Here is a 15,973-nt window from a genome sequence, read left to right on the forward strand (position 1 = left end):
TTATATTTTTGCTAAAGCATATTATAACTATAACGTGAATTGTTCACCAAGATATACATCTCTGACTTGTTGATTCGCGAGGATTTGATCTGCATCACCTTGGGCGATGAGTTCGCCATGGCTTACAATGTAAGCATGTTCACACACATCAAGTGTTTCTCTAACGTTATGATCGGTTATTAATATGCCGATGCCTTTATTTTTTAAGTGTAGAATAATTTTTTTTATATCACCTACAGAAATTGGATCAACACCCGCAAAAGGCTCATCTAACAGAATAAACTTAGGGTCAGCTGCTAGTGCTCTGGCAATTTCTACTCGACGACGTTCACCACCAGATAAACTCATACCTAAATTTTCGGTAATATGTCCAATGTTAAATTCTTCTACTAAATGTTCTAGTTTTTCTTCTCGTTCTATTTCTGTTAGTTCTTTTCTCGTTTGTAAAATCGCCATAATATTTTCATATACAGTCAATTTTCGAAAAATAGACGCTTCTTGTGGAAGATAGCCAATACCTCTGCGTGCTCGTTCGTGCATTGGTAGCAAAGTGATATCTTCGTCATTTAACGTAATGCTGCCGTTATCTTGGGTAACCAAGCCTACTATCATATAAAATGAGGTGGTTTTTCCTGCACCATTTGGCCCTAACAAACCAACGATTTGGCCAGCATTTACTTCTAAGCCAACATTTTTAACTACCATACGCCCTTTATAGGATTTAGCCAAGTGAGTAGCATTTAATTTCGCATTGTTCATGGATTTTTTTCTTCTAATTGCTTTGGCTGTAATACGGTTTTAACGCGTTGATCATTCTCGCTTTTAGCAAGTACTTGTTCAGTTAAGAAATTATAGGTAATCACACTACCGTTTACTTTACTGCCTTCTTGACGTAATTCGGCGTTACCGGAAATGGTCACTGTGTTTTTGGCTGGTTCATATTTTATTTCATCAGCTTGTAGGTAGATGGGTGTTCCATCTTCTAGCGTTTGTTTAAACGTGGCGGGTTTACCTTGGGCAATATAAGTTTTTGTATCGGTTTCTGTTGCCGTAATAACTTGAACAAGATCAGCGTTGATCACTAATGAACCTTGCTTAATTACAACATTGTCAATATAACTGAAAATTTTATTTTTAAGATCAGCAGCTTGTCGAGAAGCATCAATGCTAATTTCTTGCTGTAAGTCAATTTTGGCAGCGTTAACATTGAACACAGTGCTAACACTCATGCTTAATAATAAAAGACTAATGTGCAGACGGTTGATAAATAGTTTGTTCATGTTGTGTGAGTGTTACCTGTTTCGTGTTTAAGTCTATTATTAACCCTGTGCCTTGCATAGCAAAATCAACACCTTTTATTTCTATGCGATTTTCTGAGCTAATAATATTGGTATTTAAATCGAGTTCTAAATACTTTCCATGAATTTCTCTAATTAAACTTTTTTCATCCGTTGAAATTAATAATACGTTGTTTTCGAGTTTTACTCGATTGCTATTGTAAAGTGTGCCTTCATTAGCGCTTATTTTCCAAGGAACATCACTATCTTTTGGGTATAAGGTATATTTAGGGTACTCAAAGTATGTGACTGCTAATTCGTTGTAATGTTCCATTCGCCTTGCATCAATGCGATAGGTTAAGCTTCCTAGTAACGAAAAAGCCTCACTTTTAAGTGATTCGGCGATAAAGTCAGGCGTGATGTTATTCTCAACCACTTCAATGTCTTCTTTTTTCGTGTGATGCCATTCAAGCACACTGTATGCCGCAATAGCAAAAGCAAAAAATAAAAACGATAATACCTGAGTTCGGCTCATATACTTGCGCCTGTGGCATTGTGTAATGTGTTTTGACTTTGCATGAATAAGTCACAGGTTTCCCTAACTGCACCAAAGCCACCACGAGTAAACGTAGTATAGTCAGCGATAGACAGAATGCTTGGGTGCGCGTCACTCACCGCAATGCTTAAACCAACATGTTGCATACATTCATAGTCAGGCATATCATCACCTATATAGGCAACTTGTTCTGGCGTTAAGCTAAGATCTGCGATCATAGCCTTTAACGTTGGAAGTTTATTTTCTTGGCCTTGCACAATATGTTTGACCGTTAATGCTGTCATGCGGGTTTGAACAATATTTGATTGCCTGCCAGTGATCACGGCAACGTCAACCCCGCTGGCGCTAAGTGCTTTAATGCCATAACCATCTTTAGTGTGAAATGCTTTAAGCTCTTCACCATCATTACCGAGATAAATACGTCCATCTGAAAACACACCATCAATATCACAGACAAAAAGTTTTATCTTTTTCGCTTTGTTGTATACCTCAGAGGTTACTTCACCGTATAAGGTTGAAATCATTACAGTACCCCTGAGGTTAGTAAATCATGCATATTCATCGCACCTATGGGTTTATTATGCTCATCAACGATAATTAAACCATTAATTTTTTTGTCTTCCATGATTTTTAATGCCTCTGCCGCAAGCATACTTTGTGGCGCTGTTGTCGGTGTTTTTGTCATTACCGAAGAAATATTATCTTGATGAATATCTATTTTAGCATCGAGTATTCTACGTAAGTCACCGTCAGTAAACAAACCAACAAGTGCGTGCTCTTGGTTAGTGATGGCAGTCATACCTAGCCCTTTCAACGACATTTCGACGAGGGCGTCTTTAACTTTTGCGTGTTGATCAACAACTGGAAGTCGTTCTCCAGTGTGCATGATATCTTGTAGCCTTAATAATAAACGTTTGCCTAAACTGCCACCTGGGTGCGATAAGGCAAAATCATCGGCAGTAAATCCACGGGCATTTAATAATGCCACCGCCATCGCATCGCCAATCACAAGTGTTGCTGTTGTGCTAGAGGTAGGCGCCAAGCCAAGCGGACAAGCTTCTTGGGACACTTTATTACAAACATGAGTATCACTGAGTTTGGCTAACGTTGAATTCGGGTTACTACTCATGGCAATGAGCTTTGCACCAATACGTTTTATCACGGGTAAAATTGATAATACTTCACCGGTTTCACCTGAATTTGAAATAGCGAGTACAATATCCTCAGGGGTGATCATACCTAAGTCACCATGGCTTGCCTCTCCCGGGTGAACAAAAAATGCAGGGGTTCCTGTACTGGCAAACGTTGCGGCAATCTTTCCGCCTATATGGCCTGATTTACCCATACCAATAACGATTACACGGCCTTTAGTTTCTAACATTAATTGGCACGCTGTTTCAAAATTAACATCAATAAATTGTGTTAATTCGATTATTGATTGCGCTTCAATATTGATAACGTCTCTGGCTATTTTGCTAAAATTATTCATAGTGAGCTCTAATGTTTTAACTGGCTAAACAATAACAATTGGTATGCAACAAAGGAAACCAGCAACATAACACCGTTTAATCTGGTGATTTTAAAATTACCTAAACGCCGTGTGAAACATAAGAAAAATAATAAAAATGTTACACCGAGCATATACGGTGCATCACGGTATGATGCTTCTGGGTCAATGCTACCAGGAGCAATTAAGCCGGCAAGAGAAAGCACGGCCAAAATATTAAAAATATTTGAACCGATAATATTGCCTAAGGCTAAGTCATCTTCTTTTTTGACAATACTCATAATACTGGCGGCTAATTCAGGTAAGCTTGTGCCAATCGCGATAACCGTTAGTCCGATAACCAAGTCACTAATACCAAATGCTTTTGCAATGAAAACAGACGCATCAACTAAATATGTAGCACTTAATGGCAATATAATAATACCAACAGTTAACCAAAAGAGTGACGTAGGTGTTGGCAGAGCATCGGGTACTTCTTGTTCAGCCTCTAATACCATCGCATCATCAAGCGGGTGTGTTTTAGAACGACGTAAGGTAATAATCAGTAAGGTAAGAATGTACGCTACAAAACCTAAAATTAAAATAAGCCCTTCAACGAAACTAAAATAACTGTCAGAAACAAACCAATAAGCGATACACGTAATCGCAAGTACTAGAGGAATTTCCCGTTTGATGGTACTTGAAGAAACAGATAGCGGGTGTAAAACTGCGGTGATACCTAACACCAATGCGATATTTGTGATGTTAGATCCTATAGCATTACCGATTGCAGTATCAGGGTTTCCTTGCAAAGAAGCAGTACCTGCAATCATCATTTCTGGTGCAGATGAACCCATAGCCACTATAGTTAGTCCAATAATCATGGGGGAGATACCGATATTGCGGGCAAGAGAAGAGGCCCCTAAAACAAATTTATCGGCACTCCAAACTAAGGCGATTAAAGAAACTAATAATATAAAAATCTGTAATAACATTCATCACTCCAAAATTAAGGGGTAAATTGTCGCCCGTTGTAAGAGAAAAAAAAAGCGTTATTGTACGAAGATCGATAAAAAAGCGAAATGATTGCGATTTTTTTACAAATATTGACCAAAACAGTTACTTTTGAGTAGTTAATGTTACCTTATCTTTTTTATTGAAGGCTACCTTGTGTGTAAAAATTGAGCACATCTTACACTTTCTTACGTTTGTACACGTTTTCTCACGTAATTTAGACATATTAAATGATGAAATTTGGATGAAGTATTTGTTGCAGTCAGGTAGAATTAGTACTACTTAAAAGATGGAAAATTAAACAGTATAATAAACCATGTCAGATATGTTGGTCGACATCAAAAATATGACTTTCAAACGGGAAGAAAGAATCATATATGATGAAATAAACTTACAAATACCGAAAGGTAAAGTCACCGCAATCATGGGGCCGAGTGGTATCGGAAAAACGACACTTCTACGCCTGATTGGCGGACAGTTGCGTCCTGAATCTGGGCAGATACTGTTTGATGGTAATGATATTCCTACGCTTTCCCGTCATGAGTTATATCAAGTACGAAAACGCATGAGTATGTTATTTCAAAGTGGTGCATTATTCACCGATATGTCGGTTTATGACAACGTTGCCTTTCCCATGCGAGAACATAGCAATTTATCAGAGCGCCTTATTGAAAAAATGGTATTAATGAAGCTCGAAGCTGTTGGTTTACGAGGCGCACGCGATTTAAAACCTAATGAATTATCTGGTGGTATGGCGCGTAGAGCTGCACTTGCTCGTGCGATAGCGCTTGATCCTGAACTTATTCTGTATGACGAGCCTTTTGCAGGCCAAGATCCTATTTCAATGGGCGTTATTGTTCGACTGATAAAATCGTTGAATGACGCGTTAGGACTAACATCTGTTGTGGTTTCTCATGATGTACCCGAAGTGATGAGCATCGCTGATTATATTTATATTATTGCCGAGCAAAAAGTGATTGGTCATGGCACACCTGATGAAATTCGTCAGCAAACGTCTCCGCTGGTACAGCAGTTTGTAAATGGAGAAGCCGATGGTCCGGTTCCTTTCCACTATAAAGCAGCAGCATATCAAGAAGAGCTATTAGGTAAAGGGAGCGTTAAATGAATTGGTTGCAATCAATAGGCCGTAAGGTTATTGGTCGAGTTAGCGCCCTTGGCAGAGCAATAATCATGCTAACCTCTGCACTAGCACATGTTCCTGATGTAAAACGTGGTTTTCCTTTATTAGTACAGCAGCTTTATGCTGTTGGTGTGTTGTCGCTAATTATCATCGTGGTATCTGGCACCTTTATTGGCATGGTGTTAGCGCTACAAGGGTATACTATCCTTGTTGGCTATGGTGCTGAGGCGAGTTTAGGGCCTATGGTGGCGTTATCATTATTGCGAGAACTTGGGCCTGTAGTTGCCGCGCTACTTTTTGCGGGCCGAGCAGGTTCAGCACTAACGGCAGAAATTGGCTTAATGAAAGCCACTGAACAATTATCAAGTTTAGAGATGATGGCGGTTGATCCATTACGTAGAGTAATAGCACCACGCTTTTGGGCAGGCTTTATTTCACTCCCCTTATTGGCGGCAATATTTTCTGCCGTGGGTATTTTAGGGGCACATCTAGTCGGTGTTGATTGGTTAGGTGTTGATAGCGGTACATTTTGGTCAGTAATGCAAGCGCAAGTTTCGCTAGAAAAAGATATTTTAAATGGTGTGATAAAAAGCATTGTTTTCGCCTTTGTTGTGACATGGATAGCCGTTTATAAAGGTTATGATTGTGTTCCAACTTCAGAAGGTATTAGTAGAGCAACAACAGCTACGGTTGTGCAGTCTTCTTTACTTGTTTTAGGTTTAGATTTTATTTTAACCGCGTTAATGTTTACCAAATAAATGTGTTCAGGTTTGGTTAAGCGGTGTTTGTGTTTAATGGGTGGATGACATGATGTCAAAAAAAATAGAAGTTTTTGTTGGGCTATTTGCGGTAATTGGTATTGCTGCATTGTTAATGCTAGCGTTAAAAGTAGCCGATAGCGGTATTTCAGGTGGCGGAGAAACGTACAAGCTTTACGCCAAATTTGATAATATTGGTGGTTTAAAAGTACGCTCGCCTATTAAGGTGGGTGGTGTTGTTGTCGGTAGAGTGAGTGAAATAAGCTTAGACTCTGACGATTATACGCCTTTAGTTACGTTGGAAATCGATACACGATTTAAAAACTTTTCAGAAGCAACATCAGTGTCTATTTTAACCGCTGGTTTGTTAGGCGAACAGTATATTGGTTTGCTGCCTGGCTTTATTGATGAGTCGGTTGGTACACTAAGAGAAGGTGATTACATAGAAGATACTAAACCCGCTTTAGTATTAGAAGAATTGATAGGGCAGTTTTTATTCGGCCAAGGGAATGGTGATTAATGATTGGGGAAAAGATGAAAATGTTATCTAAACACACAGCAATTTTACTTACAGCATGTTTGGCATCAAGTAGTGCTTTTGCAACAGACCATAACGATGCGTTAACAACATCTCAGACGCCTTTTTATATAAATGAAGGTAGCGGCTCTACTACTATTAATACTGCTGATCCGTTTGATATGATTAAAGCTGTAGCTGATATCACCTTTAAACGCTTTGCTAGAGAACAAACGGAAATACGTAAAAATCCAAACTTATTAAAACAAATTGTCCGTGAAGAGTTAGTACCGTATATCGACTATCGTTATGCTGCTTTTAAAGTGATTGGCGCTAAGAATTTTAAGAATACGACAGCAGCAGAGCGTGATGAATTCGTACCTGTTTTTCTTAATTATTTAATCACCTCTTATGCACAAGTATTTACTTTATATAATAACCAAAAAGTAACCTTTGAACAGGCTAGGTTATCAAACTCTGGTCGTATCGCATTTGTTAAAACGTTAGTGATAGAGCCGGGAAGAGAACCTATCGATATTTCATTTTCCACGCGAAAAAGCAGAGATTCTGACGAATGGAAGGCCTATGACATGGTAGCAGAAGGTATCAGTTTGCTTGATAGTAAAGAAGCTGAACTTGGTAGCTTGATCCGCCAAAAAGGGTTACCACACGTAACGGAATTGCTAAAAGAAAAAGCCGCTAAAGATATTGTTTTTAAATAGGGAAACTACGTGAAAACATTAGAGATATTACCAGAAGCACATCAACTGGTGGTCAAGGGCAATTTAACACGTGAATTTATTACTGCTAATATAGAGCGACAATCTACTCGCGACCTTTCAAATAACATTACCCACATTAACTTATCACAGGTTGATGCTGTAGATACTGCGGGGTTAGCATGGTTATTATTGATGGTCGAGAATGCTCAAAAAGCAGATTTACCTCTTAAACTTGTTGATTTACCTGAAGACTTGGTGAAATTAGCAAAATTAAGTGCGGTCTCGGCTTTCTTGCCAGTTCAATAAGCCCTATAATCCCAGTAACTTTGTTTATGGGAGACCCTTGTGGAAGTTTCTGAAATTGAAAAATTAATTAATGATGCTGTTGAGCTTGACGAATTACACGTTAAGTTCGATGGCTCGCAATGTACGGTAATCGCTGTCGCTGATTTTATCGGAGAGTTATCACGAGTAAAACGCCAACAGTTGATCTTTGCTCCTTTATCACAAGCGATTAAAGATGGCTCTATTCACGCGGTAACGGTAAAAACCTTCACAACGTCTGACTGGCAACGTGAAAAAATGTTTAACTTACCCCTGTAATTAGTAATTAAGAAGAATACCTTGGACGCATTTAAAATTAATGGCGGTAATCCGCTTAATGGCGAAGTAGCTATTTCAGGTGCTAAAAACGCAGCACTACCTATTTTGATGGCTTGTTTATTATCAGAACGCCCGATCACAATCAGTAATGTTCCTAAGTTAAATGACATTAACACGACGTTAAAGTTGTTGCGTGATTTAGGTGCTGTTATTCAGTGGGTAGCAGAAGATCAAGTATCTATTGATGCATCTAAAATACATAATTATAAAGCGTCGTATGAATTGGTTAAAACAATGCGCGCATCAATTCTAGTACTTGGACCATTGTTAGCGCGCTTTGGTCATGCCGAAGTTTCTTTACCAGGCGGGTGCGCTATTGGTGCTCGCCCTGTCAACTTACACATTCAAGGGTTGAAGTTGATGGGAGCAGATATTGACGTAGAAAATGGTTATATTATTGCGAAAAACAAAGGTCGCTTAAAAGGCGCCACCATTTTCATGGATACAGTGAGTGTCACAGGTACAGAAAATTTAATGATGGCAGCTGCATTAGCAGACGGTAAAACCATCATCGAAAATGCTGCCCGCGAACCTGAAATTGTTGATTTAGCAAACTGTTTAAATGCAATGGGGGCAAATGTATCTGGTGCTGGCAGTGACACGCTAACCATTGAAGGTGTCGCTAGGTTAGCGGGTGAACAGTATCGAGTGATGCCAGATCGTATAGAAACAGGCACATTCTTAGTTGCAGCTGCTGTGACACAAGGTAACGTTACTTGCACCAACACTGACCCAAGCGCACTTGATGCTGTGATCAGTAAGTTACAAGAAGCGGGTGCAACGGTGACAACAGGTGACGATTGGATCTGTTTAGCAATGAATGAAAGGCCTAAAGCTGTGAATATTCGTACGGCACCACACCCAGCGTTTCCTACTGATATGCAAGCTCAGTTTGTTGCTTTAAATGCTATCGCTGAGGGAACATCAACGACGATTGAAACCATTTTTGAAAACCGTTTTATGCATGTACCTGAACTACAGCGTATGGGAGCAGATATCGCCTTAGAAGGAAATACCGCTATTGCTAAGGGGGTTAAGACCTTAACGGGTGCTCAGGTGATGGCGACAGACCTCAGAGCTTCTGCAAGTTTAGTGATTGCAGGCCTTGTGGCAACGACAGAAACGCAGGTTGATCGAATTTATCATATCGATCGTGGTTATCAAAAAATTGAAGATAAATTGCAGGCATTGGGCGCTGATATCACACGTGTTCAATGCGCTTAACAGCATAATTAAAACCACCTAGTAATGTAGGTGGTTTTCCCATTCTATAAAACTCTAATCACGTAATAATACCAACTCGCCCTTTGGGAGCGTGTTAGAGGCGCGATAATTGCGCAAAACGTGTTTGATGTAGAACAACTATACCTGTACACGTTTCGCTTATTCTCCCACCTCTGACATCGCTCTGAACTGACTTAATCTTTATGCGAATTGGTATAAGCTTTACTGTTCACTTTCTAAAATAGTAACGGGTATTTTTAATTGTTGTTCACCGCGATATACAATAAAGATTAGTTCAGTGCCAGGTCTTGTTTCTGCTACTAAATCAAGTGCTTGAATAGTAGATGTAATAGGTGTGTCGCCAATTTGAGTGACGATATCGCCTGCGCGAAGTTTGGCAATGTCGGCAGGACTATTTTTAACAATCCCACTGATAAGAAAGCCGCGAGGGTTTTGACTAAACACTTGTGTGTCTATCCCTAACCACCCTCGAATGACTCGACCATTATCAATAATTTGTTGCATCACTTTGTAAGCCAGTTGGTAAGGGATCGCAAAGAAAATACCTTGAATATCAAGTTGTGGATTGATTTCACGGAATAAGCGCGAATTAATACCAACCAGAGCACCATTGGTGTTAACTAATGCACCACCTGAATTACCTTCGTTGATAGCAGCATCCATTTGTAAAAACTGAGTATGATTTGTATTGCTTAAGCCTGTACGACCCGTTGCACTGATAATACCTTGCGTGATTGTTTGACCTAAGTTTAATGGGTTACCTATTGCAAGCACTACGTCGCCTGCCGATGCCTCAAGTTCAAAATTTTGCGGGATCACAGGAAGGTTATTAGCCTCAATTTTTAATACCGCTAAATCGGTGTACACGTCATAACCTATAATAGTGGCAGGAAATCGTTGGCCATTTTGTAAATCAACACGAATTTGAGCGGCATTTTGCACGACATGATAATTGGTAAGCATATAACCATTAGGATCCATTATTACTCCAGAGCCTAATCGCGTTACGCTGCGTGGGGCTTGCAAATAATTAACACTGTTTTGAATTTCTTCAGAATACAAGTTAACAACTGCAGGACCAGCACGTTGAACCGCCGTTGCATAGGAGAGCGGAGCAGGGGAAGTTTTTTGCGGGCGAAAAAAGCTCCACCAGTTGTCACCTTCACCACTTAAATCAGGATATATAACTAAAAGGACGACAGCAAAAATAACGCCATAGCTAATAGCGTTAAGTACGTATTTTATTGAGTCTAAGATTTTCAAAGGCGTAATTTACGGTTATTTTTTTAGAAGATTAACACATGTGTTAACAATAAAAAACGGCTCAATCATTGAGCCGTTTTTTGTGTATGATGTTGCTAGTATAAAATACTAGCAACAGTTTTATCACATCATCAATGGAAAGTTAACGTATACGGATATACAAGTTTGAATTACCTCGAATGATGTGCAAGAGCGAGATACCATCACCTTCTTTAAGTAATTCACGAAGTTCGCCAATGTTACTGACACGGCTGCGGTTTACACCGCGAATAATATCGCCTTTGCGCAAACCTATCATATTTGCAGGAGAATCTTCTTCAATATCTGAAACTAAAACACCTTTAGCTTGGTCATGATTTTCAAGCTCAGCACCTTCAAGCATACGATGAATTGACGCGGGTTCAACATTAGGGCTGTCAGCTTTTTTCAGCACTACGGAATAGGTTTTTTCTTTGCCATTACTTTTAATGACAGTTAGCTTAACTTCACTGCCTGCACCAATAGCACCAATTTTACCGCGTAATTCTGAAAATGAGCGTATTTTTTTGCCATTAACTTTTGTGATGACATCACCCGCTTCAATACCTGCTTCATCTGCGGCTGAATCGATAGTAACTTGTTCAACAAACGCACCTTGTGCTTCTTCGAGCTCCATTGCCTTAGCAAATTCACCTGTTACACTTCTACCGGCAACGCCAAGAACACCTCTGCGAACTTCACCAAATTCAATAATCTGTGTGACTAAACTTTTAACCATATTACTTGGTATGGCAAAACCAATGCCGACATTACCGCCGTTAGGGCCAATAATTGCTGTATTAATACCAATTAGTTCACCGCGAAGGTTGATCAAAGCGCCACCTGAGTTACCGCTATTGATGGCGGCATCTGTTTGAATAAAGTCTTCAAAGTTGTCAGCATTTAAACCGCTTCTGCCTAACGCACTAATAATACCTGATGTAACAGTTTGTCCTAAGCCGAACGGACTACCTATAGCGACGGCAAAATCACCCACTCGTAATTTGTCTGAGTCAGCGATGTTTACTGCAGTCAGATCTTCGGTATCCACTTGTAATAATGCTATATCACTGTTTTCATCAGATCCCATTTTGGTTGCTTCAATTTGACGACCATCCTTTAGCGTGATTTGAATTTCGTCGGCTTCTTTGACCACATGATAATTGGTTACAATATAGCCTTTTTCTGCATCGATAATTACACCAGAACCTAAGCCTTGGAATGGGCGCTCCCTTGACGGCGTTTGTCGAGGATTTCCAAAGAAAAATCTAAATGCATCAGGTACACGTTGTTTTATTTCCTGTGTGCCTCTTACCGAAATGAGTACTACCGCAGGGGTAACATTTTCGAGCATGGGGGCTAAACTAGGTATTTGTTGCCCAGCAACGGATAATGGTAAATTTGCGTGTGCGGGTAGGCTTGCCATGGCAACGCCACCTGAAAGTAAAATACTACTCAACAGCACAGATATTTTTTTCATAACAGAGATCTCTCCTACTTTCATACTGATATTAATACGTTAACTTAAAGCACTTGTATATTTTAATGTTCATTTCGTTATACAAAGTGGTATGACTACTGACTAAGGATTTAACTGCAAGTTCCTATTTTTCAATGTCACTATTTGTAACAGCTTGTGTCTGATCAGCAAACAAGCCGCTTGCTGTACCAGAATAATCGAGTGGTGCTTCGGTGACAGTTTCCTGTTTTGCACGTTCATTGCGATCGTGTCTTAACGCCACTGTTTGAGCGAGTTGTTCTTGCGTTTCTTTGGCGAAGAACGGCATAACAATTTCTTCAGCGGTTGTGGCTTGTTGAAGGAGCTTAGTACTTTGCTCCATTTGTTGCATGGCCGTTTGGCAAGTATTATTCATCTGTTCAAGTAGCTTTTTAGAGTCATCTAAGTGTTCTGCTACATCGAGTTTATATTGTGCTAATGATGCTTCTGCTTCGCTTGCTTTCTCAGCGAGATTTTTACTCTCTTTGTTTGAAGCCGACATAAATTTATTGGCAAGCATGCCTGCAATAGCGCCGACGATAAAAATAATGATACCCACAACAATATTCATAATTAAAAACCTTATTTAACAAGCCGTACAAATTGTAATAACGGAAAAAATTGGCGAAAATAGAGATTAACACACAAAGCCAAATTATTTGAAAGTTAATATGTATACTAAATTATTTTTTTCAAGCATTGGTTAACAATCAATAACACGTAACGTTACATGATACATTTATCTCCTATAGACAAGTATAAACAAGATCTCGAAAGAGACGACTTTCAATATGATCAAGCACAAGAAAATGCGGTAAAACACCTACAACGCTTATTTGAAGACCTACAAAACAAGCCTTTACCGGTTAAAGGATTTAAAAAAGTATTTAATAGGTGGAAGCGTGTTATTGAAAAATCAGCGCCTACAAGGGCAAAAGGTCTTTATTTTTGGGGCGGTGTTGGTCGTGGAAAAACCTATTTAGTCGATACGTTTTATGATTGCTTGCCTTTTAATAATAAAATGCGCGTGCACTTTCATCGTTTTATGCATCGAGTACATGAAGAATTAAAAACGTTATCAGGGCAAGCTGATCCATTAAAGATTATTGCGAAACGCTTTGCTGATGAAACCTGTATTATTTGTTTTGATGAATTTTTTGTCTCGGATATTACCGACGCGATGATCTTAGGCACATTATTTGAGGAGTTGTTTGCTCATCATGTTACCTTGGTAGCAACCTCGAATATCATACCTGATGAGTTATATCGTAATGGTTTGCAGCGAGCTCGTTTTTTGCCTGCAATAGCTTTGATAAATCAGCATTGTGACGTTGTTAATGTCGATAGCGGTATAGATTACCGTTTGCGTACGTTAGAACAAGCTGAGATTTATCACCATCCGCTTGATGAAAAAGCGACGGAGAATCTTCATCATTATTTTACTCAATTGTCGGTTGAAGAAGGGCGTTCAAATACCGTTATCGATATCAATAACCGTCAATTACATGCAATTGAAGCGTCAGATGGTGTCGTACATTTTGATTTTTCTGTGCTCTGTGAATCAGCTCGAAGCCAAAGTGACTACATGGAAATAAGTAAAGTGTATCATTCGGTACTACTTGCTAATGTTAAGCAGATGAGTGCAGATAGTGATGATGCTGCAAGGCGCTTTATTGCATTGGTCGATGAATTTTATGAACGAAAAGTAAAATTAATCATGTCTGCTGAAGTTGCAATGGAAAACTTATATAGTCACGGAAGGTTAACGTTTGAATTTAAACGCTGCTTAAGCAGACTACAAGAAATGCAATCACACGATTATTTAGCGTCTGAACACATTCCTTAAGGTTCTTTCAAGTTCAGCTCAAATTTTAATAGCCTCTTTATTCAGAGGCGACATCTTCTCGAAACTGCTCTGCGTCTAACTGATGCTTTTTGAGTAGCTTATAAAATTCTGTTCGATTACGTTGAGCAATACGAGCCGCTTGTGAAACATTTCCTGCGGTAATCTTTAACAATTTTGACAGGTAATCTCGCTCAAAATGTTCACGTGCTTCTTGAAATGAGGGTAACTGTGAGGTGCGATCTCTTAATGCATTACGAATCAGCGTATCACTGATTAGCGGTTCAGTGGCAAGTGCAACACTGTGTTCAATGACATTTTGTAGTTGCCTGATATTGCCTGGCCAAGGAGCGCTAATAAGTACCTCTATGGCTTCTTTAGTGAAGCCATTAATCTCTCGTTTAGTACTGGTTTTACTTTTATTAAGAAAGTGATTGGCAAGTAAAGGGATATCTTCTCTTCGTTCAGATAGTGGTGGTAAGGCAAGCTCAACAACATTTAGTCGATAATATAAATCTTCCCGAAAGTCATTATTCGCAATCGCTTGCTGCAGGTTTTGATGGGTTGCGGCAATAATGCGTACATCAACACTTACAGAGCTAGTACTGCCCACTGGGCGAATTTCTCTTTCTTGCAGCGCCCTGAGTAACTTAACTTGAAAATTCATTGGCATGTCACCAACTTCATCCAAAAATAACGTGCCGCCATCAGATGCTTCAAACAAGCCAACATGGTTTTGTTCTGCGCCAGTAAAGGCACCTTTTTTGTGGCCAAATAACTCAGACTCTAATAATTGTTCAGGAATAGCAGCACAGTTTATCGCGGTGAACGTTTTGTCTTTACGATCACTTGCTAAGTGAATGGCTTGTGCTAGCAGTTCTTTACCGGTTCCACTTTCACTGTGTATTAATACGCTAAAATCACTTTGTGCAACTTGTTTTGCCTGTTGCAGTAAAGCTGCCATTACCGCACTACGACTAATAATTTTTTGCCGCCATATTTGCGATTTATCATCTTGTGTAAAAGTATCAGCATGTGGTTGCAAATGAAGTGCTTGCTTAGCTGTTTCAAGAAGTTCTTGGCTTTCAAAGGGTTTGGTTAAAAAGCTAAACACCCCTTGTTTTGTTGCATGAATCGCATCAGGAATAGTGCCGTGGGCCGTCATAATAATCACAGGAAGGCTTGGTTGAACCGCACGTATTTTTTCAAATAATGCCATACCGTCCATACCTTCCATACGTAAATCACTGATCACTAACTGAATGGGGTGGCTATCAACAATATTGAGTGCTTTTTTTCCATTATCTGCAGCATGCACGTGATAACCTGCGGCACTTAATCGAATACTAATTAGACGCAACAAACTTGGGTCATCATCAACCACTAATACGTTTAACTTTTCTTGCTGTTCGGTGTTACTGCTCATTAATTTAGCTCTTGTGGTTGAATGTCTCTTTCGATGCTCTTTAACTGATTAATTTGTGTCGTTAGTTTATTGACTTGTTCTTTAAGGTTCTCGTTTTCTTTTTGTATATCTTCTAGTGCCTTCGTGCTTAACACATTTTTATTTAATGCAATAATCTGTTGATTTAATTGTTCTGATAATAATTCAATAAACGCTAAATCAAACACGGAAAAATGTCTTTTATCTATTTGATTTAAAATGGTTTTTGCTGTGTATGGATTGTGTTGAATGGCTTTTGGTATGGCATACAATAAAGCGAGTTGTGCATGGTTTTTATATGGTGATTGTGTAGTGTTAGTCTTATTGTTTATGCGCGTAAACTCTTCGGATAATGCTTCAACGGGCAATGATTTTAACCATAAGTAATATTCACTCATTGTAGGTGAAACTGCCTTGTCTGATGTTAATTTACAGCCACTGAACGCACACATTAATATAAAAAGTAATAGATAACTATTCAGTCGATATTGCTTAGGTGCAACGAAGGTGCGGAAGCTCTCCATGTTC

General features: G+C 39.2%; 19 protein-coding genes. 8 read left to right on the forward strand and 11 right to left on the reverse strand.

Annotation, left to right across the window (positions count from 1 at the left end; genetic code table 11):
- Positions 1-27: 27 nt before the first annotated feature.
- The 6 genes from lptB to BI291_RS10045 are packed head-to-tail and all read right to left on the reverse strand — an operon-like array spanning position 28 to position 4,314.
- The gene (gene lptB, locus BI291_RS10020) at positions 28-759 is read right to left on the reverse strand and encodes an LPS export ABC transporter ATP-binding protein (RefSeq protein WP_074498620.1); all 732 of its coding nucleotides are present in this window, start codon (positions 757-759) and stop codon (positions 28-30) included.
- Positions 756-1,280: a lipopolysaccharide transport periplasmic protein LptA gene (lptA, locus tag BI291_RS10025; RefSeq protein ID WP_074498621.1), complete on the reverse strand. Its 525-nt coding sequence runs from the start codon at positions 1,278-1,280 to the stop codon at positions 756-758. The genes lptB and lptA overlap by 4 nt, the downstream gene beginning before the upstream one ends.
- Positions 1,246-1,812 carry an LPS export ABC transporter periplasmic protein LptC gene (lptC, locus tag BI291_RS10030; protein WP_074498622.1) on the reverse strand — a complete coding sequence of 189 codons (567 nt, stop codon included), beginning with the start codon at positions 1,810-1,812 and terminating at the stop codon, positions 1,246-1,248. The genes lptA and lptC overlap by 35 nt, the downstream gene beginning before the upstream one ends.
- Complete coding sequence (gene kdsC / locus BI291_RS10035; RefSeq protein WP_074498623.1) at positions 1,809-2,357, reverse strand: 3-deoxy-manno-octulosonate-8-phosphatase KdsC; 549 nt, start codon at positions 2,355-2,357, stop codon at positions 1,809-1,811. The genes lptC and kdsC overlap by 4 nt, the downstream gene beginning before the upstream one ends.
- A complete protein-coding gene (locus tag BI291_RS10040) occupies positions 2,357-3,322 on the reverse strand; it encodes a KpsF/GutQ family sugar-phosphate isomerase (RefSeq protein WP_074498624.1) in 966 nt (321 codons plus the stop codon). The genes kdsC and BI291_RS10040 overlap by 1 nt, the downstream gene beginning before the upstream one ends.
- 8 nt (positions 3,323-3,330) lie before the next feature.
- A complete protein-coding gene (locus BI291_RS10045) occupies positions 3,331-4,314 on the reverse strand; it encodes a calcium/sodium antiporter (protein ID WP_074498625.1) in 984 nt (327 codons plus the stop codon).
- Positions 4,315-4,649: 335 nt separating this feature from the next.
- Here BI291_RS10045 and mlaF point away from each other — a divergent pair, with 335 nt between their 5' ends.
- The 7 genes from mlaF to murA are packed head-to-tail and all read left to right on the forward strand — an operon-like array spanning position 4,650 to position 9,358.
- Positions 4,650-5,459: a phospholipid ABC transporter ATP-binding protein MlaF gene (gene mlaF / locus BI291_RS10050; RefSeq protein ID WP_074498626.1), complete on the forward strand. Its 810-nt coding sequence runs from the start codon at positions 4,650-4,652 to the stop codon at positions 5,457-5,459.
- Positions 5,456-6,232 (forward strand): lipid asymmetry maintenance ABC transporter permease subunit MlaE, encoded by a 777-nt coding sequence (gene mlaE, locus BI291_RS10055; RefSeq protein WP_074498627.1) that lies wholly within the window; start codon positions 5,456-5,458, stop codon positions 6,230-6,232. Before mlaF ends, mlaE begins: the two co-directional genes overlap by 4 nt.
- A 49-nt stretch (positions 6,233-6,281) precedes the next feature.
- Positions 6,282-6,752, forward strand: a complete 471-nt coding sequence (mlaD, locus tag BI291_RS10060) for an outer membrane lipid asymmetry maintenance protein MlaD (RefSeq protein ID WP_074498628.1) — start codon at positions 6,282-6,284, stop codon at positions 6,750-6,752.
- Positions 6,753-6,772: 20 nt separating this feature from the next.
- Complete coding sequence (locus BI291_RS10065) at positions 6,773-7,471, forward strand: phospholipid-binding protein MlaC (RefSeq protein WP_254849559.1); 699 nt, start codon at positions 6,773-6,775, stop codon at positions 7,469-7,471.
- A 9-nt stretch (positions 7,472-7,480) separates the two neighbouring features.
- A complete protein-coding gene (locus tag BI291_RS10070; protein WP_074498630.1) occupies positions 7,481-7,777 on the forward strand; it encodes a lipid asymmetry maintenance protein MlaB in 297 nt (98 codons plus the stop codon).
- Positions 7,778-7,816: 39 nt separating this feature from the next.
- Positions 7,817-8,074, forward strand: coding sequence for a BolA family protein (locus BI291_RS10075; protein ID WP_074498631.1), 258 nt, complete (start codon positions 7,817-7,819; stop codon positions 8,072-8,074).
- A gap of 21 nt (positions 8,075-8,095) precedes the next feature.
- Positions 8,096-9,358, forward strand: coding sequence for a UDP-N-acetylglucosamine 1-carboxyvinyltransferase (gene murA, locus BI291_RS10080; protein ID WP_074498632.1), 1,263 nt, complete (start codon positions 8,096-8,098; stop codon positions 9,356-9,358).
- 222 nt (positions 9,359-9,580) lie between these two features.
- On the opposite strand, the gene BI291_RS10085 is transcribed toward murA, so the two are convergent.
- The 3 genes from BI291_RS10085 to BI291_RS10095 form a co-directional block, all read right to left on the reverse strand.
- A complete protein-coding gene (locus tag BI291_RS10085) occupies positions 9,581-10,642 on the reverse strand; it encodes a trypsin-like peptidase domain-containing protein (RefSeq protein WP_083601999.1) in 1,062 nt (353 codons plus the stop codon).
- Between the two features lie 142 nt (positions 10,643-10,784).
- The gene (locus BI291_RS10090) at positions 10,785-12,140 is read right to left on the reverse strand and encodes a DegQ family serine endoprotease (RefSeq protein WP_074498633.1); all 1,356 of its coding nucleotides are present in this window, start codon (positions 12,138-12,140) and stop codon (positions 10,785-10,787) included.
- Positions 12,141-12,264: 124 nt separating this feature from the next.
- A complete protein-coding gene (locus BI291_RS10095; RefSeq protein WP_074498634.1) occupies positions 12,265-12,729 on the reverse strand; it encodes a DUF1043 family protein in 465 nt (154 codons plus the stop codon).
- Positions 12,730-12,888: 159 nt separating this feature from the next.
- Between BI291_RS10095 and zapE the strand changes: the two genes are divergently transcribed.
- Complete coding sequence (gene zapE / locus BI291_RS10100) at positions 12,889-14,004, forward strand: cell division protein ZapE (protein WP_074498635.1); 1,116 nt, start codon at positions 12,889-12,891, stop codon at positions 14,002-14,004.
- Positions 14,005-14,041: 37 nt separating this feature from the next.
- Here the strand turns inward: zapE and BI291_RS10105 are convergent, their stop codons facing one another.
- On the reverse strand, positions 14,042-15,427 hold the full coding sequence (locus tag BI291_RS10105; protein ID WP_074498636.1) for a sigma 54-interacting transcriptional regulator: 1,386 nt from the start codon (positions 15,425-15,427) through the stop codon (positions 14,042-14,044).
- Positions 15,427-15,843, reverse strand: coding sequence for a hypothetical protein (locus BI291_RS10110; RefSeq protein WP_074498637.1), 417 nt, complete (start codon positions 15,841-15,843; stop codon positions 15,427-15,429). Before BI291_RS10110 ends, BI291_RS10105 begins: the two co-directional genes overlap by 1 nt.
- Between the last annotated feature and the right edge of the window lie 130 nt (positions 15,844-15,973).

The sequence above is a fragment of the Thalassotalea sp. PP2-459 genome (assembly GCF_001913705.1).
In the GTDB taxonomy this organism is placed as follows: domain Bacteria; phylum Pseudomonadota; class Gammaproteobacteria; order Enterobacterales; family Alteromonadaceae; genus Thalassotalea_C; species Thalassotalea_C hakodatensis.

Bases quoted from the DNA above. Each gene is read 5' to 3' on its own strand.
- lptB (WP_074498620.1), bottom strand. From the start codon at position 759: ATGAACAATGCGAAATTAAATGCTACTCACTTGGCTAAATCCTATAAA.
- lptA (WP_074498621.1), bottom strand. From the start codon at position 1,280: ATGAACAAACTATTTATCAACCGTCTGCACATTAGTCTTTTATTATTA.
- lptC (WP_074498622.1), bottom strand. From the start codon at position 1,812: ATGAGCCGAACTCAGGTATTATCGTTTTTATTTTTTGCTTTTGCTATT.
- kdsC (WP_074498623.1), bottom strand. From the start codon at position 2,357: ATGATTTCAACCTTATACGGTGAAGTAACCTCTGAGGTATACAACAAA.
- BI291_RS10040 (WP_074498624.1), bottom strand. From the start codon at position 3,322: ATGAATAATTTTAGCAAAATAGCCAGAGACGTTATCAATATTGAAGCG.
- BI291_RS10045 (WP_074498625.1), bottom strand. From the start codon at position 4,314: ATGTTATTACAGATTTTTATATTATTAGTTTCTTTAATCGCCTTAGTT.
- mlaF (WP_074498626.1), top strand. From the start codon at position 4,650: ATGTCAGATATGTTGGTCGACATCAAAAATATGACTTTCAAACGGGAA.
- mlaE (WP_074498627.1), top strand. From the start codon at position 5,456: ATGAATTGGTTGCAATCAATAGGCCGTAAGGTTATTGGTCGAGTTAGC.
- mlaD (WP_074498628.1), top strand. From the start codon at position 6,282: ATGATGTCAAAAAAAATAGAAGTTTTTGTTGGGCTATTTGCGGTAATT.
- BI291_RS10065 (WP_254849559.1), top strand. From the start codon at position 6,773: ATGTTATCTAAACACACAGCAATTTTACTTACAGCATGTTTGGCATCA.
- BI291_RS10090 (WP_074498633.1), bottom strand. From the start codon at position 12,140: ATGAAAAAAATATCTGTGCTGTTGAGTAGTATTTTACTTTCAGGTGGC.
- BI291_RS10095 (WP_074498634.1), bottom strand. From the start codon at position 12,729: ATGAATATTGTTGTGGGTATCATTATTTTTATCGTCGGCGCTATTGCA.
- zapE (WP_074498635.1), top strand. From the start codon at position 12,889: ATGATACATTTATCTCCTATAGACAAGTATAAACAAGATCTCGAAAGA.
- BI291_RS10105 (WP_074498636.1), bottom strand. From the start codon at position 15,427: ATGAGCAGTAACACCGAACAGCAAGAAAAGTTAAACGTATTAGTGGTT.
- BI291_RS10110 (WP_074498637.1), bottom strand. From the start codon at position 15,843: ATGAGTGAATATTACTTATGGTTAAAATCATTGCCCGTTGAAGCATTA.